This is a genomic window from Pseudomonas sp. FP215 (assembly GCF_030687795.1).
In the GTDB taxonomy this organism is placed as follows: Bacteria; Pseudomonadota; Gammaproteobacteria; order Pseudomonadales; family Pseudomonadaceae; genus Aquipseudomonas; species Aquipseudomonas salmasensis.
The window spans coordinates 2,423,359-2,439,987 of the sequence record NZ_CP117447.1 but is presented as its reverse complement, the minus strand read 5'-3'; the positions used below and the strand labels follow the sequence as shown (position 1 = coordinate 2,439,987).

Below are 16,629 nucleotides of genomic sequence, written 5' to 3'. Positions count from 1 at the left end.
ACAATAAAAATGAAGGTCGCACGATGGCCGAACCCTTGACCCACGACACCCTTATCCAGGAATCCTGGCGCCGTTGCCGCGCCTATGGCCTGGACCACCAGAGCGCCCCCAGCTTTGACCAACTGCCCGCCGAGGGCATTCGCCAACTGCTGGAAAGCCAACACTCACTGGTACAGACCACCCACCAGGAAGTATTGCCCTACTACGAAAACATCCTCAGCAATTCCAATTGCCTGATCATGCTGGCCGACAACCAGGGCCAGGTGCTGACCTCGTGGGGTACCCAGCGGTTTATCGAACCCACGCTGGCCCGTGGCTTCAGCCCCGGCGCCAGTTGGATGGAACGCGCCAGCGGCACCAATGCCATCGGCACCGCGCTGGCCTGTGCCCAGGCCGTGCATATTGAGCACGATGAACACTTCCTCAAGGCCAACCGCTTCATGACCGGCTCCGCAGCGCCGATTTTCGACGCCCAGCGCGAAATCATCGCCGTGCTGGATGTGTCCAGCGACAGTTACCTGCCACCCTCCCACACTCTGGGCATGGTCAAGATGATGAGCCAGACCGTGGAAAACCGGCTGATCCTCAACCTGTTTCGCGGCGAACACTTCCAACTGACCTTCAACACCGGCTTGAGCAACCTCGACAGCCAATGGGCCGGCCTGCTGATCTTTGATGAAAGCGGCCAGGTGCTGTCGGCCAACCGGCGTGCAGATAACCTGCTGGGCATCAGCCTCTCGCGGGTGATGATCGACAGCCTGTTCAAAGTGTCGCTGCTGGAGCTGCTCAACCAGCCGGAAGGGCTGCCCTTCGCCTTGCAGGCGGCGGGACGCAATCGGTTCCAGTGCCTGCTGAAGCGGCCCAAGCAGATGCCGGTGCAGGCGCGGGTGTTCAGCCAACCGCCGCCGCCAGCACCGACCTCGATCAACCTCCAGACCCTGCATTTTGGCGATGTGCGCGTGGAAAAAGCCGTGCGCCAGGCCGAGCGCCTGCTGGAAAAAGACATTCCGTTGTTGATTCACGGCGAGACCGGCGTGGGCAAAGAGGTGTTCGTCAAAGCCCTGCACCAGGCCAGTTCCCGCAGCCGGCAGGCGTTAATCGCAGTGAACTGTGCGGCGATTCCCGCAGAGCTGGTGGAATCGGAACTGTTCGGCTACGAAAAAGGCGCCTTCACCGGCGCCAACCAGAAAGGCAGCATCGGCCTGATCCGCAAGGCGGACAAGGGCACGCTGTTTCTCGACGAGATCGGCGATATGCCGCTGCCGACCCAGGCCCGCCTGTTACGGGTGCTGCAAGAACGCTGTGTGCAACCGGTGGGCAGCAGCGAAGTGTTCCCGGTGGATTTGCGCATCATCTCGGCGACCAACCGCGCCTTGCGCGAGCTGGTGCAGGCCGGACGCTTTCGCGAAGACCTGTACTACCGCATCGGCGGCCTGACCCTGGAATTGCCGCCGTTGCGCGAGCGTACCGACAAGCAGGCGCTGTTCCAGCAACTGTGGCAGCAACACCGCGAACCGACTCAATGGGCCGGGCTGAGTGCCGAGGTGCTGAAGTTATTCGAGCAACACCCGTGGCCAGGGAATTTACGCCAGGTGAGCAGCGTGTTGCAGGTGGCGTTGGCGATGGCCGAAGAGCAGCCGATCCGCGCAGAGCACCTGCCCGATGATTTTTTCGTGGATTTGCAGGCGACGGTGCCGCAGTCCAAACCCGAACACCTGGATGAACGCCTTGACCTGAACCAGCGCCTGGAAGCCGTGGGCGGAAATATTTCCCACCTGGCGCGGGAGCTGGGGGTGAGTCGCAACACCCTGTACAAGCGCCTGCGCCAGCACGAAGGCTGATTTAACGCCAACTCCAGGAAACGCCGGTGTAGATGCCCCGCCCATCCGCAGGGGTGTAGCGCGCCGCATCCATGCCTTTGTCGTCGTAGCCCGGCGTGACGGTGTTGGCGTAGCGGCGGTTGGTGAGGTTGCGCAGGTCGACCCAGGCTTGCCAGTCCTGCTTGGGCGCGTCGTAGCCGAAGGTGGCGCCGAGGGTGGTGTAGGCCGCCGCGTAATAGGAATTGGCGTAGTCCACCGCTACCCGTGAGGCGTGCTCGGTGTTGAGGCTGGTGTAGAAACCCGTCGGGTGGCTGTAGCGCAATTGCGCCTGGTAGTAGTGCTTGGGAATGCCGGGCAAGGTGTTGTCGCCGAAACGGTCGTCGTCGCGGTAATGGAAGTCGCTGAAGGTGTAGGCCTGGCGCAGGTCGAGCTTACCGCTGCGGCCGCCGTCCCACAGCGGGCTGAGCAGGCTCAGCTCCACACCCTGGTGCACGGTGGGGCTGGCGTTGGATTCGGCGATGATGGCGCTACTGTTGGCGGTTTGGGCCTGGGTTTCCACGGAGAGCAATTCGTGACGCACTTCGGAGCGGTAGAGGGCCAGGTCCCACTGGCCGAGCCATGCTTCACCGCGCCCGCCGATTTCCAGAGTGGTGGCGGTCTGATTACGCAGCTTCACGCCTTCGCGCTGTAACCCCGTGGCTGCCCCACTGCCCTTGCCGAAATATTTGTTCGACCCCCAGATCATCGACCATGCGTGCGGTGGCTCTACCGAGCGGCTCAGGTTGCCGTAAATCTGCAGCTGCGGGGTGAAGTCGTAACGCAGGCCAATGCGCGGCGCGTAATCCCAATCATGCTGACTGATCGGCGCCTGGCCGTCGGGATACGTGACCTGGGTTTCGCGGCGCGTGTAGATGGCGGCGAGGCCGGTGGTCAGCCACAGATCCTCCACCAGTTCCAGCTCATTGCCTACATGCAGCACGGTATCGGAGCCCAGATAGCTGTAGTCGCGGGTCTTGGTGCCCGGGGCATAAATGGCGGTGTTGCCCGCAGGGATGCGGACGTATTCCGACGCGCCATTGTTCGGCATCGCCTGGGTGGTACGCAGGCCCACGGTGGTGGTGCTGGCATGGCCGAACAGGCTGTCCTGGCGGATGTAATTCAGGGTGCCGCTGATATCGGTGTAGGCGACTTTGAGGCGGTTGGTGCCTTCGCGCAGGTCCATGGGGTAATCGTGATAGGCCAGCCCGACCTCGACCCGTGAATTATCGTCCAAGCGCAAGGTGGTTTTGTTGGCGATCCAGGTGGAGCCCGGTTGCAGGCGTTTTGAGTCGCGGGCGGCATTGAGGCTGTTGGCGGCACGCGGATCATGGCTGATCTGGTCACGCGTGAGCCTGCCGGGAGAATCGTTGGTGGTTTCGCGATAACGCAAATAGAAGCGCGTTTCCAGGTCCGGGTTAAAGCGGTAGCCGAAATTGGCAGCGATGCCCTTGCCGGTACCAGCGCTTTGGTGCTGATAACCGTCGGACTCCGAATCGGTGAGGCTGATGTAATAGTCGGCGTCCCCCAGCACTTGCCCCGAACTGACTTCACGCTGGGCATAGCCGCGACTGCCGACCTCATAGCGCACTTGCAGCTTGGGTGCGTCCAAGCCGGTGCGGGTGACGTAATTGACCGCACCGCCCAAGGCCAATGCACCCTGATCGAACCCGTTGGCGCCACGCAGCACCTCTACCCGGCTTTGCCACAGCGGGTCCTTCAGCTCATAAGGCGTACCACCTGGGCCGGTAAGCGGCAGACCGTCGAACATTTCATACAGGCCGGAGGCGTGGGCACCGGGGGCGCGGTTGAGGCCCGAGCCACGAATGGACACCTTCACCCCTTCGTTATTGGCCGCCTTGGCGTACACACCGGCCTGATATTTGAAAACGTCTTCGTTACTGCTGACCCGCCCCTGTTGCACGCTGTCCATATCGATGTAGTTGGTGCCGCCGGGCACGCTTTTGAGCTGCGCCTGGGCGATTTCTGCGGCGCTGGCCTCAGCCGTGGTGACCTCGACCGGTGCCAATTGCAGGCCTTCGGCTTGTACCAGCGAACTGAGGATCAAGGCGGCAAAAATAAACGGGGGGTGGCGCAGCAGCATTGGGGGTAGATCCTTGGAATTCGGGAACGTGCCGGGCCTTCCCATCACGCGAACAGTGATGGGAAGGCAGGCACGCCCCTCAGGTCACTCCTTAATGACGGACAAGGACGATTTAAAAAAGTGGCGAACCCGGTGGCAGGTTCAGCCATCGGGTGCCGACAATGCCCGTAGCAGATCATCTGCATCCGACCCCGGCGCAAAGCGAAAGCCATACATTTCGTCAGTGGCGAGAATCTCCCCCAAGGTGTCGCGCAACTGGGCTTCCGTGGGCGAGTCACGCAATAACTTATGCGCCGGCAGCAATAACTCGGCAGACACGCCCTGGGCCGTCGCGGCGTCGATCACCGCATAGAGGATAAACCGCAAGCGTATTTCGCGATCCGTGGGCCAAACCGTTTTTCGTTTACCCAAGGTAGGGCCTCGTGTTTAAGAAAAATCCGAGGCTATTGCCCGCAGGCAAGCGTTTCAAGCCGCGAGAGGCAAGATAGGCCGCTTCCTACAGCGGAAAGAGAAACACCGCACCGATGGGTCGATGCGATAGGCCTTACTGCACCGGCAGGAAATTCATCAGCAACAGACTTTGTGCGTAATTGAGGCCAATGCGCCGGTAGCGCTCATCGAGGATTTGGGTCAGCAGGTCCAACCGCGCGACGATCTTGCCGAACTCAACGGCGAAACTGAGGTTACTGCCCTCCTCCGATATTTCATTGGAAAACAACAGCAACACGCCATTGGCATCCTGACGCTGGCTGAGCAGCCAGGTGGCCTTTTCGATATTGCGCGCGGCGTTGCTGACAAACTGCGGGTTGATCGAGTCAGTCACATAAAACTGCGTGCGCCCACCGTGGGCGGTCACGAGCATGCTGCCAATCGCATAGATGAATGCGCCGACGCGGTCGCCGCGAAAGTCAGGGCTCAAGGAATAACTCAGGGCCGCCAGATCACGCCGGTCACCCAGTGCGGGCAAGGGTTGGCGATTTTCGATGGCCTGGCGGATTTGCCGGGCGGCGGTCACCGCATCCGGATAGCCCGATTGACGCCACTGGTTTGGGTTGCGCAGGTAGAGCTTGCTCATCAGCAAGTAGAGGCTTTGCAGGTTGTCACGCATGCCCAGGGTGGCCATGCGGTCGACGCTGGTCTGGAAGAACTCATCGGGCTTGCCATCGCTGAACTGCCTGGCGATATCGCGGCCCTGTTGTTGGCTGCAACCTGTTGCGCAGAGCGCAAAAACCGCAGCAAGCAGCAGCGGCCATCGGGAGGTGGAAACAGTTGACGTTCGATCCATCGGCACCGTGTCTGATCTGTGGGCCACGCGCAGGAGTCGGGTGGCTGGGACAGGGGTAGATCAGCAAAATGCAAAAAAGTGCAGCGGTGCGGGTCGGATCAGCATAGGACTACAGCAACGAGGTGAACGAGACCACGCTACCCGAGCCATCAAGCGCCCACTCTGTAGGAGCGAGCTTGCTCGCGAAAAACTCACAGGCGCCGCGTTCAATCAAGAAACACGCGTTATCGTTGACGTTTTTCGCGAGCAAGCTCGCTCCTACAACCGCATTACGGCACAGGGCCGGGCTCGTTTGCCTGAACGCCTTCAGGTGTCGGGATGTTCACTTGCTACGGAATCGGCCGCGTCTACATCCGACATGTCTTCCTCAAGCGGTGCCTCGTCGTCCGGCGGCAGCGGGACATTGTCCTCATCGCGCCGAGGGTCATGCCCTGTCTCGTTATCGGTGCCCCGGGTAACCGCTTGCTGGGAAATGTTGCCTGGGGCTTTTTCGTTGATTTCCATGCTGGCTCTCTCCGTTTATCGCTCGGGATATCCGTGCTTAAGATTGAGAGGTAGCAACGGATGAAGAGTGCCGGATGTTAGACGAATGGCGGTTCGTCTTTGAAAGGTATGAATGCGACAAACAGCATTTGTTTGATTATCAGCACACCCAGACCCCAGAAACGCAAAAGCCCCGCTTTCGCGAGGCTTTCGTGTAAATCTTGGCGGGAAACCAGGGATTCGAACCCTGGAGACGCTATTAACGTCCGCCGGTTTTCAAGACCGGTGCATTCAACCACTCTGCCAATTTCCCTTGTGCATCACAGGATTATAGTAGCCCATCCCGTGTCAGCGGGCGCCATAATACCCGAATGAAACACACTGTCAAACTCTCTGCATCGCTTGTTACAGGGCGTCTGTTATGATCTTTGCGACTGAACGTTTCAAAACTGAAGGAGTGTCGCCATGCGCGAACAGAATTACGCAGTGAATGGCAACGCGCAGGCTGAGCAGCTTGAAGTCAGCCGCGTGTTGCGCAACACCTACGGCTTGCTCGCCCTTACCCTCGCATTCAGCGGCGTGATGGCTTACGTGGCCCAGCAGATGCGCGTCGGTTACCCGAATATCTTTGTCGTGTTGATCGGCTTCTACGGTCTGTTCTTCCTGACCAACAAGCTGCGTGACTCGGCCTGGGGCCTGGTGTCGGCGTTTGCCTTGACCGGTTTCATGGGCTTTATCCTCGGCCCGATCCTTAACCGTTACCTGGGCATGGCCGGCGGTGCGGAAGTGGTCAGCTCGGCATTTGCCATGACCGCCTTGGTGTTTGGTGGTCTGTCAGCCTACGTGCTGATCAGCCGTAAAGACATGAGCTTCCTGGGTGGCTTCATCACCGCAGGTTTCTTCGTGTTGCTGGCGGCCGTGGTGGCCAGCATGTTCTTCCAGATCAGCGGCCTGCAACTGGCGATCAGCGCGGGTTTTGTGCTGTTTTCCTCGGTGTGCATCCTGTTCCAGACCAGCGCCATCATCCACGGCGGTGAGCGTAACTACATCATGGCGACCATTAGCCTGTATGTGTCGATCTACAACCTGTTCATCAGCCTGTTGCAGATCTTCGGCATCATGAGCCGCGATGACTGATCAGCCAGCGCCATAAAAAATGCCCCGTATCGCGAGATACGGGGCATTTTCATTTTCAGGCCCGATAAAGCTCAGTACTGATTGGGTTCCATCTCCAACTCGACCTTGAAGCGCTTGAAGATATCTTGCTGGATGCGTAGCGCCAGCTGGGCAATCTCCTGCCCGGTGGCAGTGCCGTAATTGACCAGCACCAGCGCTTGCAGCTTGTGCACGCCCGCATCGCCCTCCCGGAAGCCCTTCCAACCGGCCTTGTCGATCAGCCAGCCGGCGGCGAGTTTCATTTGGCCGTCGGCCTGAGGGTAGGCCACCAGGTCCGGGTACTGGCTTCGCAGCTCTACAGCCAGGGCTTGAGGTACCAGCGGATTCTTGAAGAAGCTGCCCGCATTGCCCAGTTCTGCCGGGTCTGGCAGTTTCTCGCGGCGAATGCTGCAGATCGCGCGGCTCACATCACTGGGGGTGGCGTGGGTGATGCCCTGCACGGTCAGGCGCTGTTGCACCGGGCCGTAGTCGAGTTTCAGGTGAGTGGTACGGCTTAGGGCAAAGCGCACCCGCAGGATCAGCCAACGCCCGACTTCGTGCTTGAACAGGCTGTCACGGTAGGCAAAGTTGCATTCGTCCAGGCTGAAATCCCGCAGTTCGCCCGTCTGGCGATCCAGGGCGGTGAGGCCGACGAAGACATCCTTGATCTCTACGCCATAGGCACCGATGTTCTGCATCGGCGCCGCACCGACCGTGCCGGGGATGAGGCTGAGGTTTTCCAGGCCGCAGAAGCCGTGTTCAAGGGTCCACAGTACAAACGGATGCCAGGCTTCGCCCGCTTCGGCTTCGACCACCACGTGCGTGCCATCGTCGCTCAGCACGCGAATGCCCTGGGTCGCCATACGCAACACCAGCGCCGGAATATCCTGGGTCAACAGTAAATTGCTGCCGCCACCGATCACCAGCAACGGCACCGCGTGCGCGGCGGCATAGGCGAGGGCCTCGCGCACGTCAGCATCACTGTAAGCCTCGGCGAACAATTGCGCGTTCACATCGATGCCAAAGCTGTTGAATGGCTTGAGCGATACCTGCGCAAGCACTTGCAAGGTCATAGCCGCCCCTTCAATTCGATCACCAATAAATCACAGGCGCGTTCAATCAGGTCCAGGACCCGTTCGAAACCTTGCTCACCTTCATAGTAAGGGTCTGGCACCTCGTCCACTTCGCCATCAAAGCGACGCAGGAATAAATCCAGCTCTGCCTTGCCCTGCCCCGGCTGCATGGCCTTGAGATTGCGCAGGTTGCTGTTGTCCATGGCCAGGATCAGGTCATAGCGGGCAAAGTCCGCGCGGGAAACCTGCTGGGCACGCTGGCTCGACAAATCATAACCTCGCGCCAGCGCCGCACGTTGGCTGCGCTGGTCCGGTGGGTTGCCGACATGCCATTCGCCGGTACCAGCAGACGCCACCTCAACCTGGCCCGCCAAGCCGGCTTCGCGCAATTTATGGCGCAAGATGCCTTCAGCGGTTGGCGAGCGGCAGATATTGCCCAGGCATACAAACAGAACTTCCATCAGGCGCCCAGCAGGCGACGGACGCGTTCGAGGTCTTCCTGGGTGTCGACACCGGCTGGCGGTGCTTCCAAGGCATCGCCCACGTGGATACGCACGCCGTGCCAGAGCGCACGCAGTTGCTCCAGGGACTCGGTGTTCTCCAGCCAGCACGGGCCCCAGCTGACGAAGTCATGCAGGAAACCGGCGCGGTAGGCGTAAATGCCGATGTGGCGGCGATACGGCACACCTTCCGGCAACACGTCAGGGTGCTTGGCGAAGGCATCCCGTGCCCAGGGCAGCACTGAGCGACTGAACGTCAAGGCCAGGCCGTTGATATCGCTGACCACCTTCACCACGCTCGGGTTGAACAGCGTCTCAAGGTCTTCGATCGGCTCAGCCAGGGTCGCCATGCGCGCTTCGGCGTCGGCAGCCAGGTTGGCCGCGACCTGGTCAATGATGCTCGGCGGGATCAACGGCTCGTCACCCTGCACGTTCACCACGATGGCGTCGGGTGCCAGGCCAAGCTTGGTCGCCACTTCGGCCAGGCGGTCAGTGCCGGAATTATGGTCTTCGCGGGTCAGTACCGCTTCGGCGCCAAAACCTTTGCACGCCTCGATAATACGTGGGTCATCGGTGGCTACCACCACGCGCTCGGCGCTGCTTTTGCACGCCTGCTCCCACACCAGCTGGACCATCGGCTTATCGCCGATCATTTGCAACGGTTTGCCCGGCAGGCGCGTCGAGGCATAGCGCGAGGGAATCACAACGGTAAAGGCGGTGGTCATTTATCCAGGCGCTCATCGGTGGTCAGGGTGCGGGCTTCGCTTTCGAGCATGACCGGGATGCCATCACGGATAGGGTAAGCCAGGCCGGCACCTTTGCTGATCAGCTCGGTTTTGTCGGCGCTGAGCTTGAGCGGGCCTTTGCAGATCGGGCAAGCGAGGATATCGAGCAGTTTGGTGTCCATGAGTGTTTCCTGGAAAGAAGCGTTTTAAGGCAAGAGACGGTTGGGCAGCAGACGCATCAGCTGCGTGTCGAACCAGGCGACGAACGCCGGCGACGGTACCGCATCCACCGCAAGGTACCACCAGTCGGGCTGGGCAAAGGCGCGGCACTTCACCGCGTCCTTTTCGGTCATGACCAGCGGCAATGACGGGGTAAAACTCAAGACCTCGGCGCTGTAGGGCGCGTGGTCGGCAAAAGCATGGGGCAGCGGCTGCCAGTGTAGCGTTTCAAGGGTATTGAAGAAACGTTGCGGGTTGCCTATGCCGGCCACCGCATGCACCTGCTGGCCCTGCGGGAAATAGGTGACCGGCTGGCGCTCGCCGCTGTGCAGGTTGACCAGCGCTGTGGGCTGCAGGCGGAAGGCAAAACCCTCTTCACGGTCCGAGGCGGCACCGTTATAGAGCACCGCATCCACACTGTGCAGGCGCTCCACTGGTTCGCGCAACGGCCCGGCAGGCAGGCAGCGGCGGTTGCCGAGGCCACGGGCGGCATCGATCAGCACCAGTTCAAGGTCGCGTGCCAGGCGGTAATGCTGCAGGCCGTCATCCGAGAGGATCAGGTCCAGGGGCTCACTGGCCAGCAGGGCCTTTACCGCGCGACTGCGATCGGGGTCGATCATCAAAGGGACGCCACTGCGCTGCACGATCAGCAAGGGTTCATCACCGGCCACCTCGGCACTGTGGTCGGCCTCGACCCGCCACGGCAACTGCGGCGGCTTGGCACCGTAGCCTCGACTGACCACGCCCACGCGTAAACCGCTGCGGCGGCAGTGCTCGATCAACCACAGGATCAACGGCGTCTTGCCGGTGCCGCCTACCGTGATATTGCCCACCACGACCACCGGCACCGGCGCTTGATAAATCTCGCCCTCGCCTGCCACAAAACGCGCACGCTTACGTTGCACCACGCGGCGATACAGCGATTCCAGCGGCCGCAACAATGCCAGTGCCGGGTGGCCCTCGTACCAGGCCTTGAGTAAGCGCTCGGACATGGCCATCAGGGCGGGCTCGCCGCCTCGACGGTGGTCATGCGCAAATGGCTGAAACCGAGCTTGCCGGCAGCGTCCATGGCGGTGATCACCGCTTGATGCGGGGTCTTGCCATCGGCGCTGATGGACAGCGGCAACTGGGTGTCGCCGCCGGACTCCTTCTGCAAGGCCTCCATCAGGCTGGCAAGGTCGTTTTTCTCCAGCAACTGGTTATTCACCGAAAACACCCCTTCGGCGCTGATGGCGATGTCCAGTTGCTTGACCTGCTGGTCTTCGGCAGGCGAGCCGCTTACCGCTTCAGGCAAGTCGACACGCAGCTGGGTCTCGCGGGTGAAGGTGGTGGTCACGACAAAAAACAGCAGCAGGATAAACACCACGTCGATCAACGACGCGAGGTTGATATCGACATTTTCCCGTTGCTTGCGGCGAAATTTCACGCTTTGCCCTCGACCAGGTCTACATCACGGTCGCCCTGCACCACCTCTACCAGCTTGATGGCTTCCTGTTCCATGCCGACCACCAGCTCATCAATGCGCCGCTGCAGGAAACGGTGGAAGAACACCGAAGGGATCCCCACCATCAAGCCCGCTGCGGTGGTGATCAAAGCCTTGGAAATGCCCCCGGCCAGCACCGACGCGTTGGTGGTCATACCCGAGCCCGTGAACGCACTGAAGATATCGATCATGCCCAGTACCGTGCCGAGCAAACCCAGCAACGGCGCCATGGCAGCGATAGTGCCAAGGGCGTTGATGTAGCGCTCCAGTTCATGGATAACCCGGGCGGCCGCTTCTTCAATGCACTCTTTCATGATCTCGCGACCATGCTTGGAATTGGCCAGGCCGGCGGCGAGGATTTCACCCAGTGGCGAATTGGCACGCAGCTCCTTGAGTTTTTGCTTGTCGAGCTGCTTGTTCTTGATCCAGCCCCAGACTTGCCCCAGCAAGTGCTCGGGGGTGACGCGACTGGCGCGCAGGGTCCACAGGCGTTCGGCGACGATGCCGAGTGCGACGATGGAGCTCAGAATGATCGGCAACATCATCCAGCCGCCGGATTTGACCAATTCCCACACAGTGAATGTCCCCTCGAAAAAGTGCGCCACTTTACCATATAGGGTCAACAGAGGGGTTCACCGGCTACAGGTCCGTCTGTCGCGGTTCGAGACCTTGGCAACGCCTGATTACGGTAACGGTTCGCGCCAGAAACGACGTTGGCTGCGCGCAACCGTCGCCGGCACAAACGCCCCCAGGCGCAGGCGCACGGCCCCCTGTTCTGCACTGTCATACACCCGGCTGCCCAGCGCTTGGTAGCGTTCCAGGACCTGCGGATGAGGATGGCCGAACGTATTGCTGCGCCCGCGGGAAATCAACACCGAGGTGGGCGCCAACCGCTGCACGAAAGGCCAGGACGAAGAACTGCGGCTGCCATGGTGCGGGGCTTGTAGCCAGTCGGTCGGAACGGCCAGCGGGGAAGCCAGAAATGCCTGCTCAGCGGCGCGATCAATGTCGCCGGTGAGCAGCAGGCGCTCGCCATTGGCCTCGACTTGCAGCACGCACGACCTCGGATTGCCCTCAAGCCCACCCGCCCACTGCCACAGTTCAAACCACACCCCGTCCCATTCCCATCGCTCGCCGCTGCTACAGGGCTGGGTGGCGAGAAAGGCTGGCAAACCCTCGGTTTCGCCGCCCACCACGCGTTTGACGGGCAGCCCCCGAGCCACTGCTGCCGCACCACCGGCGTGATCGGCGTCGGCATGGCTGAGCAGCATCATGTCCAACTGCCCTACCCCGAGTTTTTTCAACGACGGCAACACGACGCGCGCGCCGAGGTCGACAGGCCCCGAGCGCGGCCCGGCATCGTAGAGCAAGGTGTGGTGGCGGGTACGCAGGATCAGTGCTTGCCCCTGGCCGACATCCAGTTGCAGCACCTCGACCTGTCCGTGGGGCACCCACTCCCGGGGCGGAAAAACGGCCATCAACAGCATGGGCCAGCCCAACACCCGGAACGGCACCCCTTTGGGCAGCAGTAACACCACCGCGCCCATCAGGCTGACCAGCCAATACCCCAGCGGCACCTCGGGCGGCACCCAGGCCGGCAATTGCCCGGCCAGCAACGCCAGGCCCTTGAACAATCCGTCCAGCGCGCCGCCGGCCAGCCACAGCACAGCTTCCCCCGCCAGCGGCACCCACAACAACGCCGTGCCCAGCAGCGCCAGGGGCAGCACCACCAGGCTGATCCACGGCACGGCAAACAGATTGGCCACCGGTGCGCTGAGGCTGATGGGCAGACCCAGCACCAGCAACACCGGAAACAAGCCAATGGCAATCAACCACTGGGGCCGGGTCCACGCCTGCCAGACGCTCCACGGCCCCAAGCGCCCGCCGAACGCCAGCAGCAACACCGCGACCGCTGCAAACGACAGCCAGAACCCCACCTGCAGGCTGGCCAGGGGCTCCAGCACCAGCACGCCGTTCAGCGCCAGCAACAACGGCCACCACAGCCCCAAATGGCGAAAACGCAAACGCCACAGCAGCACCAGGCCGACCATCACACAGGCCCGCTGCACCGGCACACCAAACCCTGCCAGCAGGCCATAACCCAACGCTGCGCCAAATGCCAGGCCGCACGCCCACGGCAGCCACGGCCAGGTTCGGGGCCAGCAACCATAGCGCGCCAAAACCGCGACCAAGCCGTAGATCAAGCCCGCCAACAAGCCGATATGCTGCCCGGAAATCACCAGCAGATGCACCGTGCCCGTGTCCTGCAACACCTGCCAATCCTCAGGCGCCAGGCCGGAACCGTCGCCCAATACCAGCGCCGCCAAGCCTGCCTCGCGGCCTTGGGCATCCACCGCCATCAGGCGCTGGCGAACAGCATCGCGCCAGGCATTGCGGGCCGGTGCGAGGCGTTCACCGTCTTTTACCGTTGCAGTGGCACCGATACGCTGGGCCAGCAGCCAGGCTTCATGGTCAACCCCATGGAAATTGAGCAGGCCCGCAGGCCGCTTGAGCGACAACGCCAGGCGCCAGCGTTCGCCACTGTTGACCACTGGCCCGCCGTGCCAGGACACGCGAATACGTTTGGGCAGCCGCCCCTTGCGCAACCGGCCGTCGGCCAGTTCAAAGCGCACGCCCGTACCCGTCTGCTGGGGCAAGCCGACCACACGCCCCTCCACCCAGCGAGTCTGCCCGTCCAGGGCCGGCTGCAGTCGATCATCCAACGCCCGCTGCGCGCTGAAGCAAGCCCAGCTCAACCCCACCAGGAAGAAGGCCAAGGGATAGGACCGAAAAGGCAACAGCATCAAGGCCAGCACCAGCATGGCCAATAGCACGGCGCCGGGCGGCAGGGCCGGCAACCAACGCAACGTCAGCAACCCCAGCGCCAACGCCAACATCCCTGTCTTCATGGATCATCCTTTTCCCGTGATCCACTCAGTCTTAGCCGGCTGAACGACAGCGCCTATGATGTTTTGTCACAAAGTCTGAATTTTCTGTTTATAGAATCCGGGCATACTTGCCCCTCGAATTGACCTGGACCCCTTATGCCCCGGCGCTTATTCAAACGGTACATGCCCGATCCCAGCAGTATCAGGGAACACAAGTCATTACAGTTTCTTGGCACGCTGCTGCATGACCCTAACCTCTGGCACCTGAACCGGCACTCCGTGGCGCGCGCCATGGCGGTGGGTCTGTTTGCGGCGTTTATCCCGATTCCGTTGCAGATGTTGCTCGCCGCAGTGCTCGCGATCTCGGTGCGCGGCAATATGCCTATCGCCATCAGCCTGGTGTGGTTGACCAACCCCATCACCATGCCGGTGGTGTTCATCTGCACCTATATGACCGGCGCCTGGCTGATGAATGTACCGCCACGCAGCTTGCCCGATAACCTGACGTGGGAATGGATCAGCGGCCAGTTGAGCACACTGTGGCAGCCATTCTTGCTGGGTTCGGTGGTATTAGGGGTAGTTTTGGGCGCCCTGGCCTATTGCCTGACCATGGCGTACTGGCGCTGGTGGGTGGCGCACCAGTGGAAAAAACGCAAACTGCGCAGGCGCTGAGCGCTAACGGGCCAGCAAGTGCAAATGCACCCGCAGCCCCTGCCCGGTGTTTTCTGCCCATAAGCGACCGCCCTGGCGCTGCACGGCGTTGCGGGCAATGCTCAGGCCCAGGCCGAAACCTCCATCGCCGGGCCGCGAGCCGTCCAGGCGGGTAAAGGGCGCGAAGATGCGCTCCAGGTCACCCTCGGCAATCCCCGGGCCCTGATCCTGCAGCCAGATATGCCAATAGTCTCCTTCACGACAGCCGTCGAGTTGCACGCAGCCGCCCGTGGGCGAGTGGCGTATGGCGTTGCGCAGGATATTTTCCAGGGCCTGGGCCAGTGCATTCAGGTTGCCGCGCACCCAGCTGTCTGCCGGTAGCAGGCACGGCAAGCGCGAGGCCGGCCAACCGCTTTCAAAACACGCGTTCTCACGCAATATGTCCCATAACGCCTGGAGCTGAATATCTTCCTGGGGCAGCGGCGTGGTTTCGCTGTCGAGCCAGGCCAGTTGCAGGCTGTCTTCCACCAGGCGCTGCATCGCGTCGATTTCCCGACCCAGGCGTTCGCGCAGTTTGGCCAGGTCTTGCTCGCTGTCGCAGGCCACCCGCAGGCGGCTCAAGGGTGTGCGCAGTTCATGGGACATATCGCGCAGCAACTGCTGCTGCAAACGCACCGTGCCCTGCAAGCGTTCGGACATATGGTCAAAAGCCCGGCCCAGCTCGCCCAGTTCATCCTGACGGCTGGTGGCGTCACGGGACATCCGCGTGTTGAGTTGGTCGGCACGCCAGGCGTTGGCCTGCTCGCGCAATTGATTGAGGGGCATGATCAGCAGCCGATAGAGGCCGATGCACAGCAACAGGGTAAACAGACCGGGAATCACACCATTGGTGACCACTCGCCAGAACAGTTGATAGCGCCCTGGCATAAAGCGCTGCGGCAATTCGATCACCAGCGACCCCGCGCCAGGGTCGACCGGAAAAGGCACCTTCATCCAGGGCAAACCGATGACATGCCGGCTGACCGGCCAATCCAATCCGCGCAAGAACGTCAGGCGCTGGCTTTCCTTGTCACTCAAGGGCGTGCTGCCCAGGGACTGCAGGTCATTACCGATCACCCCGACCCAAGTGCTTTCACGTTCGGCCATCCGCTGCAGCCAGGCATCTACGCCCGCGCTGCCTTGTGTGCTCCACGCCAGTTCGGCGCCCGCGGCATAACCAGTGAGAATCTCCCGCGACTTGTCGGACAGGTACGCGCTCTGCTGCTCCATGTAGCGCCCCCACGACCAACTGAGCCAAATCATCAGCAAACAGAAGGCGATCAACAGGCAGGCCAGCTTCCAGAACAACGAGTGTTTGCCTGGCAGTCGCTCAAAGCCCTTCATCGTGACCGCTCAGCACGTAGCCCTTGCCCCACACGGTGCGCACTTCACGCTCGATGTAACCGATGGCCTTGAGCTTGCGGCGGATCTGGCTGACGTGCATGTCGAGGCTGCGGTCATGGGGCGCATAACCGCGCTGCAACACCTGCTGATACAGGAAAGCTTTGCTGAGGACTTCTTCGGTATTGCGGTGCAGGGTTTCCAGCAGGCGGTATTCGCTGCGCGTGAGCCCGGCCCACTGGGCCTGGCAGCACACATCGCAGCGCTCATCATCAAAGTGCAGCACCCGGGTATCTTCGGGGGCCGGGGCACGCGGCGGCTCGGGTCGGCGGTCCAGGGCAACGCGGCGCAGAATCGCTTCAATACGCACGCACAGTTCAACCATGCTGAACGGTTTGGGCAGATAGTCGTCCGCGCCCAGGCGAAAACCGCTGATACGATCGGCTTCAGCGCCCAGGGCCGACATCAGGATCACCGGTATGGCGTGGCTCTGGCGCAAATGGGTGAGGATCGACAAACCGTCCAGCCCCGGCAGCAGAATGTCCATCAGCACCAGGTCGAAGGCCTGGGCGCGGGCCAGTTGCAGGCCCTGCTGACCGTTCCGGCACCAGGTCACCTGGAAGCCACTGCGGCCAAGCTGCTCGTGCACATAGGCGCCCAACACCGGGTCGTCTTCGATGGTCAGGATACTGGGTAGGCCAACTGCTACGGGAGTCATTAGCGTCTGCAAGTCATTCTCAATCACTGATTATTCAAGATTAAACGTTCACAGGCAATCGCCACCCGGCGCCGAATGGCCCGAAGATTGCCGCATGTCATTAATTTGC

The 16,629-nt window shown here is 61.5% G+C and carries 17 protein-coding genes and 1 tRNA gene; 3 read left to right on the top strand and 15 right to left on the bottom strand.

Annotated elements, in window-relative coordinates:
- The first annotated feature begins 23 nt into the window (after window positions 1-23).
- On the top strand, window positions 24-1,841 hold the full coding sequence (locus PSH76_RS11265) for a sigma-54-dependent Fis family transcriptional regulator (protein WP_078467618.1): 1,818 nt from the start codon (window positions 24-26) through the stop codon (window positions 1,839-1,841).
- 1 nt (window position 1,842) lies between these two features.
- On the opposite strand, the gene PSH76_RS11260 is transcribed toward PSH76_RS11265, so the two are convergent.
- From PSH76_RS11260 to PSH76_RS11240, 5 genes are all read right to left on the bottom strand, one after another.
- A complete protein-coding gene (locus tag PSH76_RS11260; protein WP_305494086.1) occupies window positions 1,843-3,960 on the bottom strand; it encodes a TonB-dependent receptor domain-containing protein in 2,118 nt (705 codons plus the stop codon).
- A gap of 141 nt (window positions 3,961-4,101) precedes the next feature.
- A complete protein-coding gene (locus PSH76_RS11255; protein ID WP_044273968.1) occupies window positions 4,102-4,371 on the bottom strand; it encodes a hypothetical protein in 270 nt (89 codons plus the stop codon).
- A gap of 133 nt (window positions 4,372-4,504) precedes the next feature.
- The gene (locus PSH76_RS11250) at window positions 4,505-5,245 is read right to left on the bottom strand and encodes a hypothetical protein (protein ID WP_069558231.1); all 741 of its coding nucleotides are present in this window, start codon (window positions 5,243-5,245) and stop codon (window positions 4,505-4,507) included.
- 306 nt (window positions 5,246-5,551) lie between these two features.
- Window positions 5,552-5,749 carry a hypothetical protein gene (locus PSH76_RS11245; protein WP_032896718.1) on the bottom strand — a complete coding sequence of 66 codons (198 nt, stop codon included), beginning with the start codon at window positions 5,747-5,749 and terminating at the stop codon, window positions 5,552-5,554.
- 201 nt (window positions 5,750-5,950) lie between these two features.
- Window positions 5,951-6,041: transfer RNA gene (locus PSH76_RS11240), tRNA-Ser, on the bottom strand.
- Between the two features lie 152 nt (window positions 6,042-6,193).
- On the opposite strand from PSH76_RS11240, the gene PSH76_RS11235 reads away from it, so the two are divergent.
- On the top strand, window positions 6,194-6,865 hold the full coding sequence (locus tag PSH76_RS11235; protein ID WP_003192030.1) for a Bax inhibitor-1/YccA family protein: 672 nt from the start codon (window positions 6,194-6,196) through the stop codon (window positions 6,863-6,865).
- 71 nt (window positions 6,866-6,936) lie between these two features.
- Here PSH76_RS11235 and murB read toward each other — a convergent pair whose 3' ends face one another.
- The 8 genes from murB to PSH76_RS11195 all read right to left on the bottom strand — a co-directional run bounded on the left by murB (window position 6,937) and on the right by PSH76_RS11195 (window position 13,792).
- Window positions 6,937-7,956 carry a UDP-N-acetylmuramate dehydrogenase gene (murB, locus tag PSH76_RS11230; protein WP_305494085.1) on the bottom strand — a complete coding sequence of 340 codons (1,020 nt, stop codon included), beginning with the start codon at window positions 7,954-7,956 and terminating at the stop codon, window positions 6,937-6,939.
- Window positions 7,953-8,417 carry a low molecular weight protein-tyrosine-phosphatase gene (locus PSH76_RS11225; RefSeq protein WP_044273962.1) on the bottom strand — a complete coding sequence of 155 codons (465 nt, stop codon included), beginning with the start codon at window positions 8,415-8,417 and terminating at the stop codon, window positions 7,953-7,955. The genes murB and PSH76_RS11225 overlap by 4 nt, the downstream gene beginning before the upstream one ends.
- On the bottom strand, window positions 8,417-9,181 hold the full coding sequence (gene kdsB, locus PSH76_RS11220; protein ID WP_056783729.1) for a 3-deoxy-manno-octulosonate cytidylyltransferase: 765 nt from the start codon (window positions 9,179-9,181) through the stop codon (window positions 8,417-8,419). Before kdsB ends, PSH76_RS11225 begins: the two co-directional genes overlap by 1 nt.
- Entirely contained in the window at window positions 9,178-9,363 is a 186-nt protein-coding gene (locus PSH76_RS11215; RefSeq protein WP_003174668.1) for a Trm112 family protein, read from the bottom strand. The genes kdsB and PSH76_RS11215 overlap by 4 nt, the downstream gene beginning before the upstream one ends.
- 24 nt (window positions 9,364-9,387) lie before the next feature.
- Window positions 9,388-10,398, bottom strand: coding sequence for a tetraacyldisaccharide 4'-kinase (lpxK, locus tag PSH76_RS11210; protein ID WP_138761645.1), 1,011 nt, complete (start codon window positions 10,396-10,398; stop codon window positions 9,388-9,390).
- Entirely contained in the window at window positions 10,398-10,826 is a 429-nt protein-coding gene (locus PSH76_RS11205) for a biopolymer transporter ExbD (protein WP_014718877.1), read from the bottom strand. The genes lpxK and PSH76_RS11205 overlap by 1 nt, the downstream gene beginning before the upstream one ends.
- A complete protein-coding gene (locus PSH76_RS11200) occupies window positions 10,823-11,458 on the bottom strand; it encodes a MotA/TolQ/ExbB proton channel family protein (protein WP_003192043.1) in 636 nt (211 codons plus the stop codon). Before PSH76_RS11200 ends, PSH76_RS11205 begins: the two co-directional genes overlap by 4 nt.
- 108 nt (window positions 11,459-11,566) lie before the next feature.
- Window positions 11,567-13,792: a DNA internalization-related competence protein ComEC/Rec2 gene (locus PSH76_RS11195; protein ID WP_305494084.1), complete on the bottom strand. Its 2,226-nt coding sequence runs from the start codon at window positions 13,790-13,792 to the stop codon at window positions 11,567-11,569.
- Window positions 13,793-13,927: 135 nt separating this feature from the next.
- Here PSH76_RS11195 and PSH76_RS11190 point away from each other — a divergent pair, with 135 nt between their 5' ends.
- The gene (locus tag PSH76_RS11190; RefSeq protein WP_003192045.1) at window positions 13,928-14,443 is read left to right on the top strand and encodes a DUF2062 domain-containing protein; all 516 of its coding nucleotides are present in this window, start codon (window positions 13,928-13,930) and stop codon (window positions 14,441-14,443) included.
- Between the two features lie 3 nt (window positions 14,444-14,446).
- On the opposite strand, the gene PSH76_RS11185 is transcribed toward PSH76_RS11190, so the two are convergent.
- Window positions 14,447-15,805 carry a sensor histidine kinase gene (locus PSH76_RS11185; protein WP_305494083.1) on the bottom strand — a complete coding sequence of 453 codons (1,359 nt, stop codon included), beginning with the start codon at window positions 15,803-15,805 and terminating at the stop codon, window positions 14,447-14,449.
- On the bottom strand, window positions 15,792-16,520 hold the full coding sequence (locus PSH76_RS11180; protein ID WP_305494082.1) for a response regulator transcription factor: 729 nt from the start codon (window positions 16,518-16,520) through the stop codon (window positions 15,792-15,794). The genes PSH76_RS11185 and PSH76_RS11180 overlap by 14 nt, the downstream gene beginning before the upstream one ends.
- Window positions 16,521-16,629 lie beyond the last annotated feature (109 nt).

What these genes read in the sequence shown, in the direction of transcription:
- PSH76_RS11265 (WP_078467618.1), top strand. Translation starts at nt 24, where the DNA reads ATGGCCGAACCCTTGACCCACGACACCCTTATCCAGGAATCCTGGCGC.
- PSH76_RS11260 (WP_305494086.1), bottom strand. Translation starts at nt 3,960, where the DNA reads ATGCTGCTGCGCCACCCCCCGTTTATTTTTGCCGCCTTGATCCTCAGT.
- PSH76_RS11250 (WP_069558231.1), bottom strand. Translation starts at nt 5,245, where the DNA reads ATGGATCGAACGTCAACTGTTTCCACCTCCCGATGGCCGCTGCTGCTT.
- PSH76_RS11245 (WP_032896718.1), bottom strand. Translation starts at nt 5,749, where the DNA reads ATGGAAATCAACGAAAAAGCCCCAGGCAACATTTCCCAGCAAGCGGTT.
- PSH76_RS11235 (WP_003192030.1), top strand. Translation starts at nt 6,194, where the DNA reads ATGCGCGAACAGAATTACGCAGTGAATGGCAACGCGCAGGCTGAGCAG.
- murB (WP_305494085.1), bottom strand. Translation starts at nt 7,956, where the DNA reads ATGACCTTGCAAGTGCTTGCGCAGGTATCGCTCAAGCCATTCAACAGC.
- PSH76_RS11225 (WP_044273962.1), bottom strand. Translation starts at nt 8,417, where the DNA reads ATGGAAGTTCTGTTTGTATGCCTGGGCAATATCTGCCGCTCGCCAACC.
- kdsB (WP_056783729.1), bottom strand. Translation starts at nt 9,181, where the DNA reads ATGACCACCGCCTTTACCGTTGTGATTCCCTCGCGCTATGCCTCGACG.
- PSH76_RS11215 (WP_003174668.1), bottom strand. Translation starts at nt 9,363, where the DNA reads ATGGACACCAAACTGCTCGATATCCTCGCTTGCCCGATCTGCAAAGGC.
- lpxK (WP_138761645.1), bottom strand. Translation starts at nt 10,398, where the DNA reads ATGGCCATGTCCGAGCGCTTACTCAAGGCCTGGTACGAGGGCCACCCG.
- PSH76_RS11195 (WP_305494084.1), bottom strand. Translation starts at nt 13,792, where the DNA reads ATGAAGACAGGGATGTTGGCGTTGGCGCTGGGGTTGCTGACGTTGCGT.
- PSH76_RS11190 (WP_003192045.1), top strand. Translation starts at nt 13,928, where the DNA reads ATGCCCCGGCGCTTATTCAAACGGTACATGCCCGATCCCAGCAGTATC.
- PSH76_RS11185 (WP_305494083.1), bottom strand. Translation starts at nt 15,805, where the DNA reads ATGAAGGGCTTTGAGCGACTGCCAGGCAAACACTCGTTGTTCTGGAAG.
- PSH76_RS11180 (WP_305494082.1), bottom strand. Translation starts at nt 16,520, where the DNA reads ATGACTCCCGTAGCAGTTGGCCTACCCAGTATCCTGACCATCGAAGAC.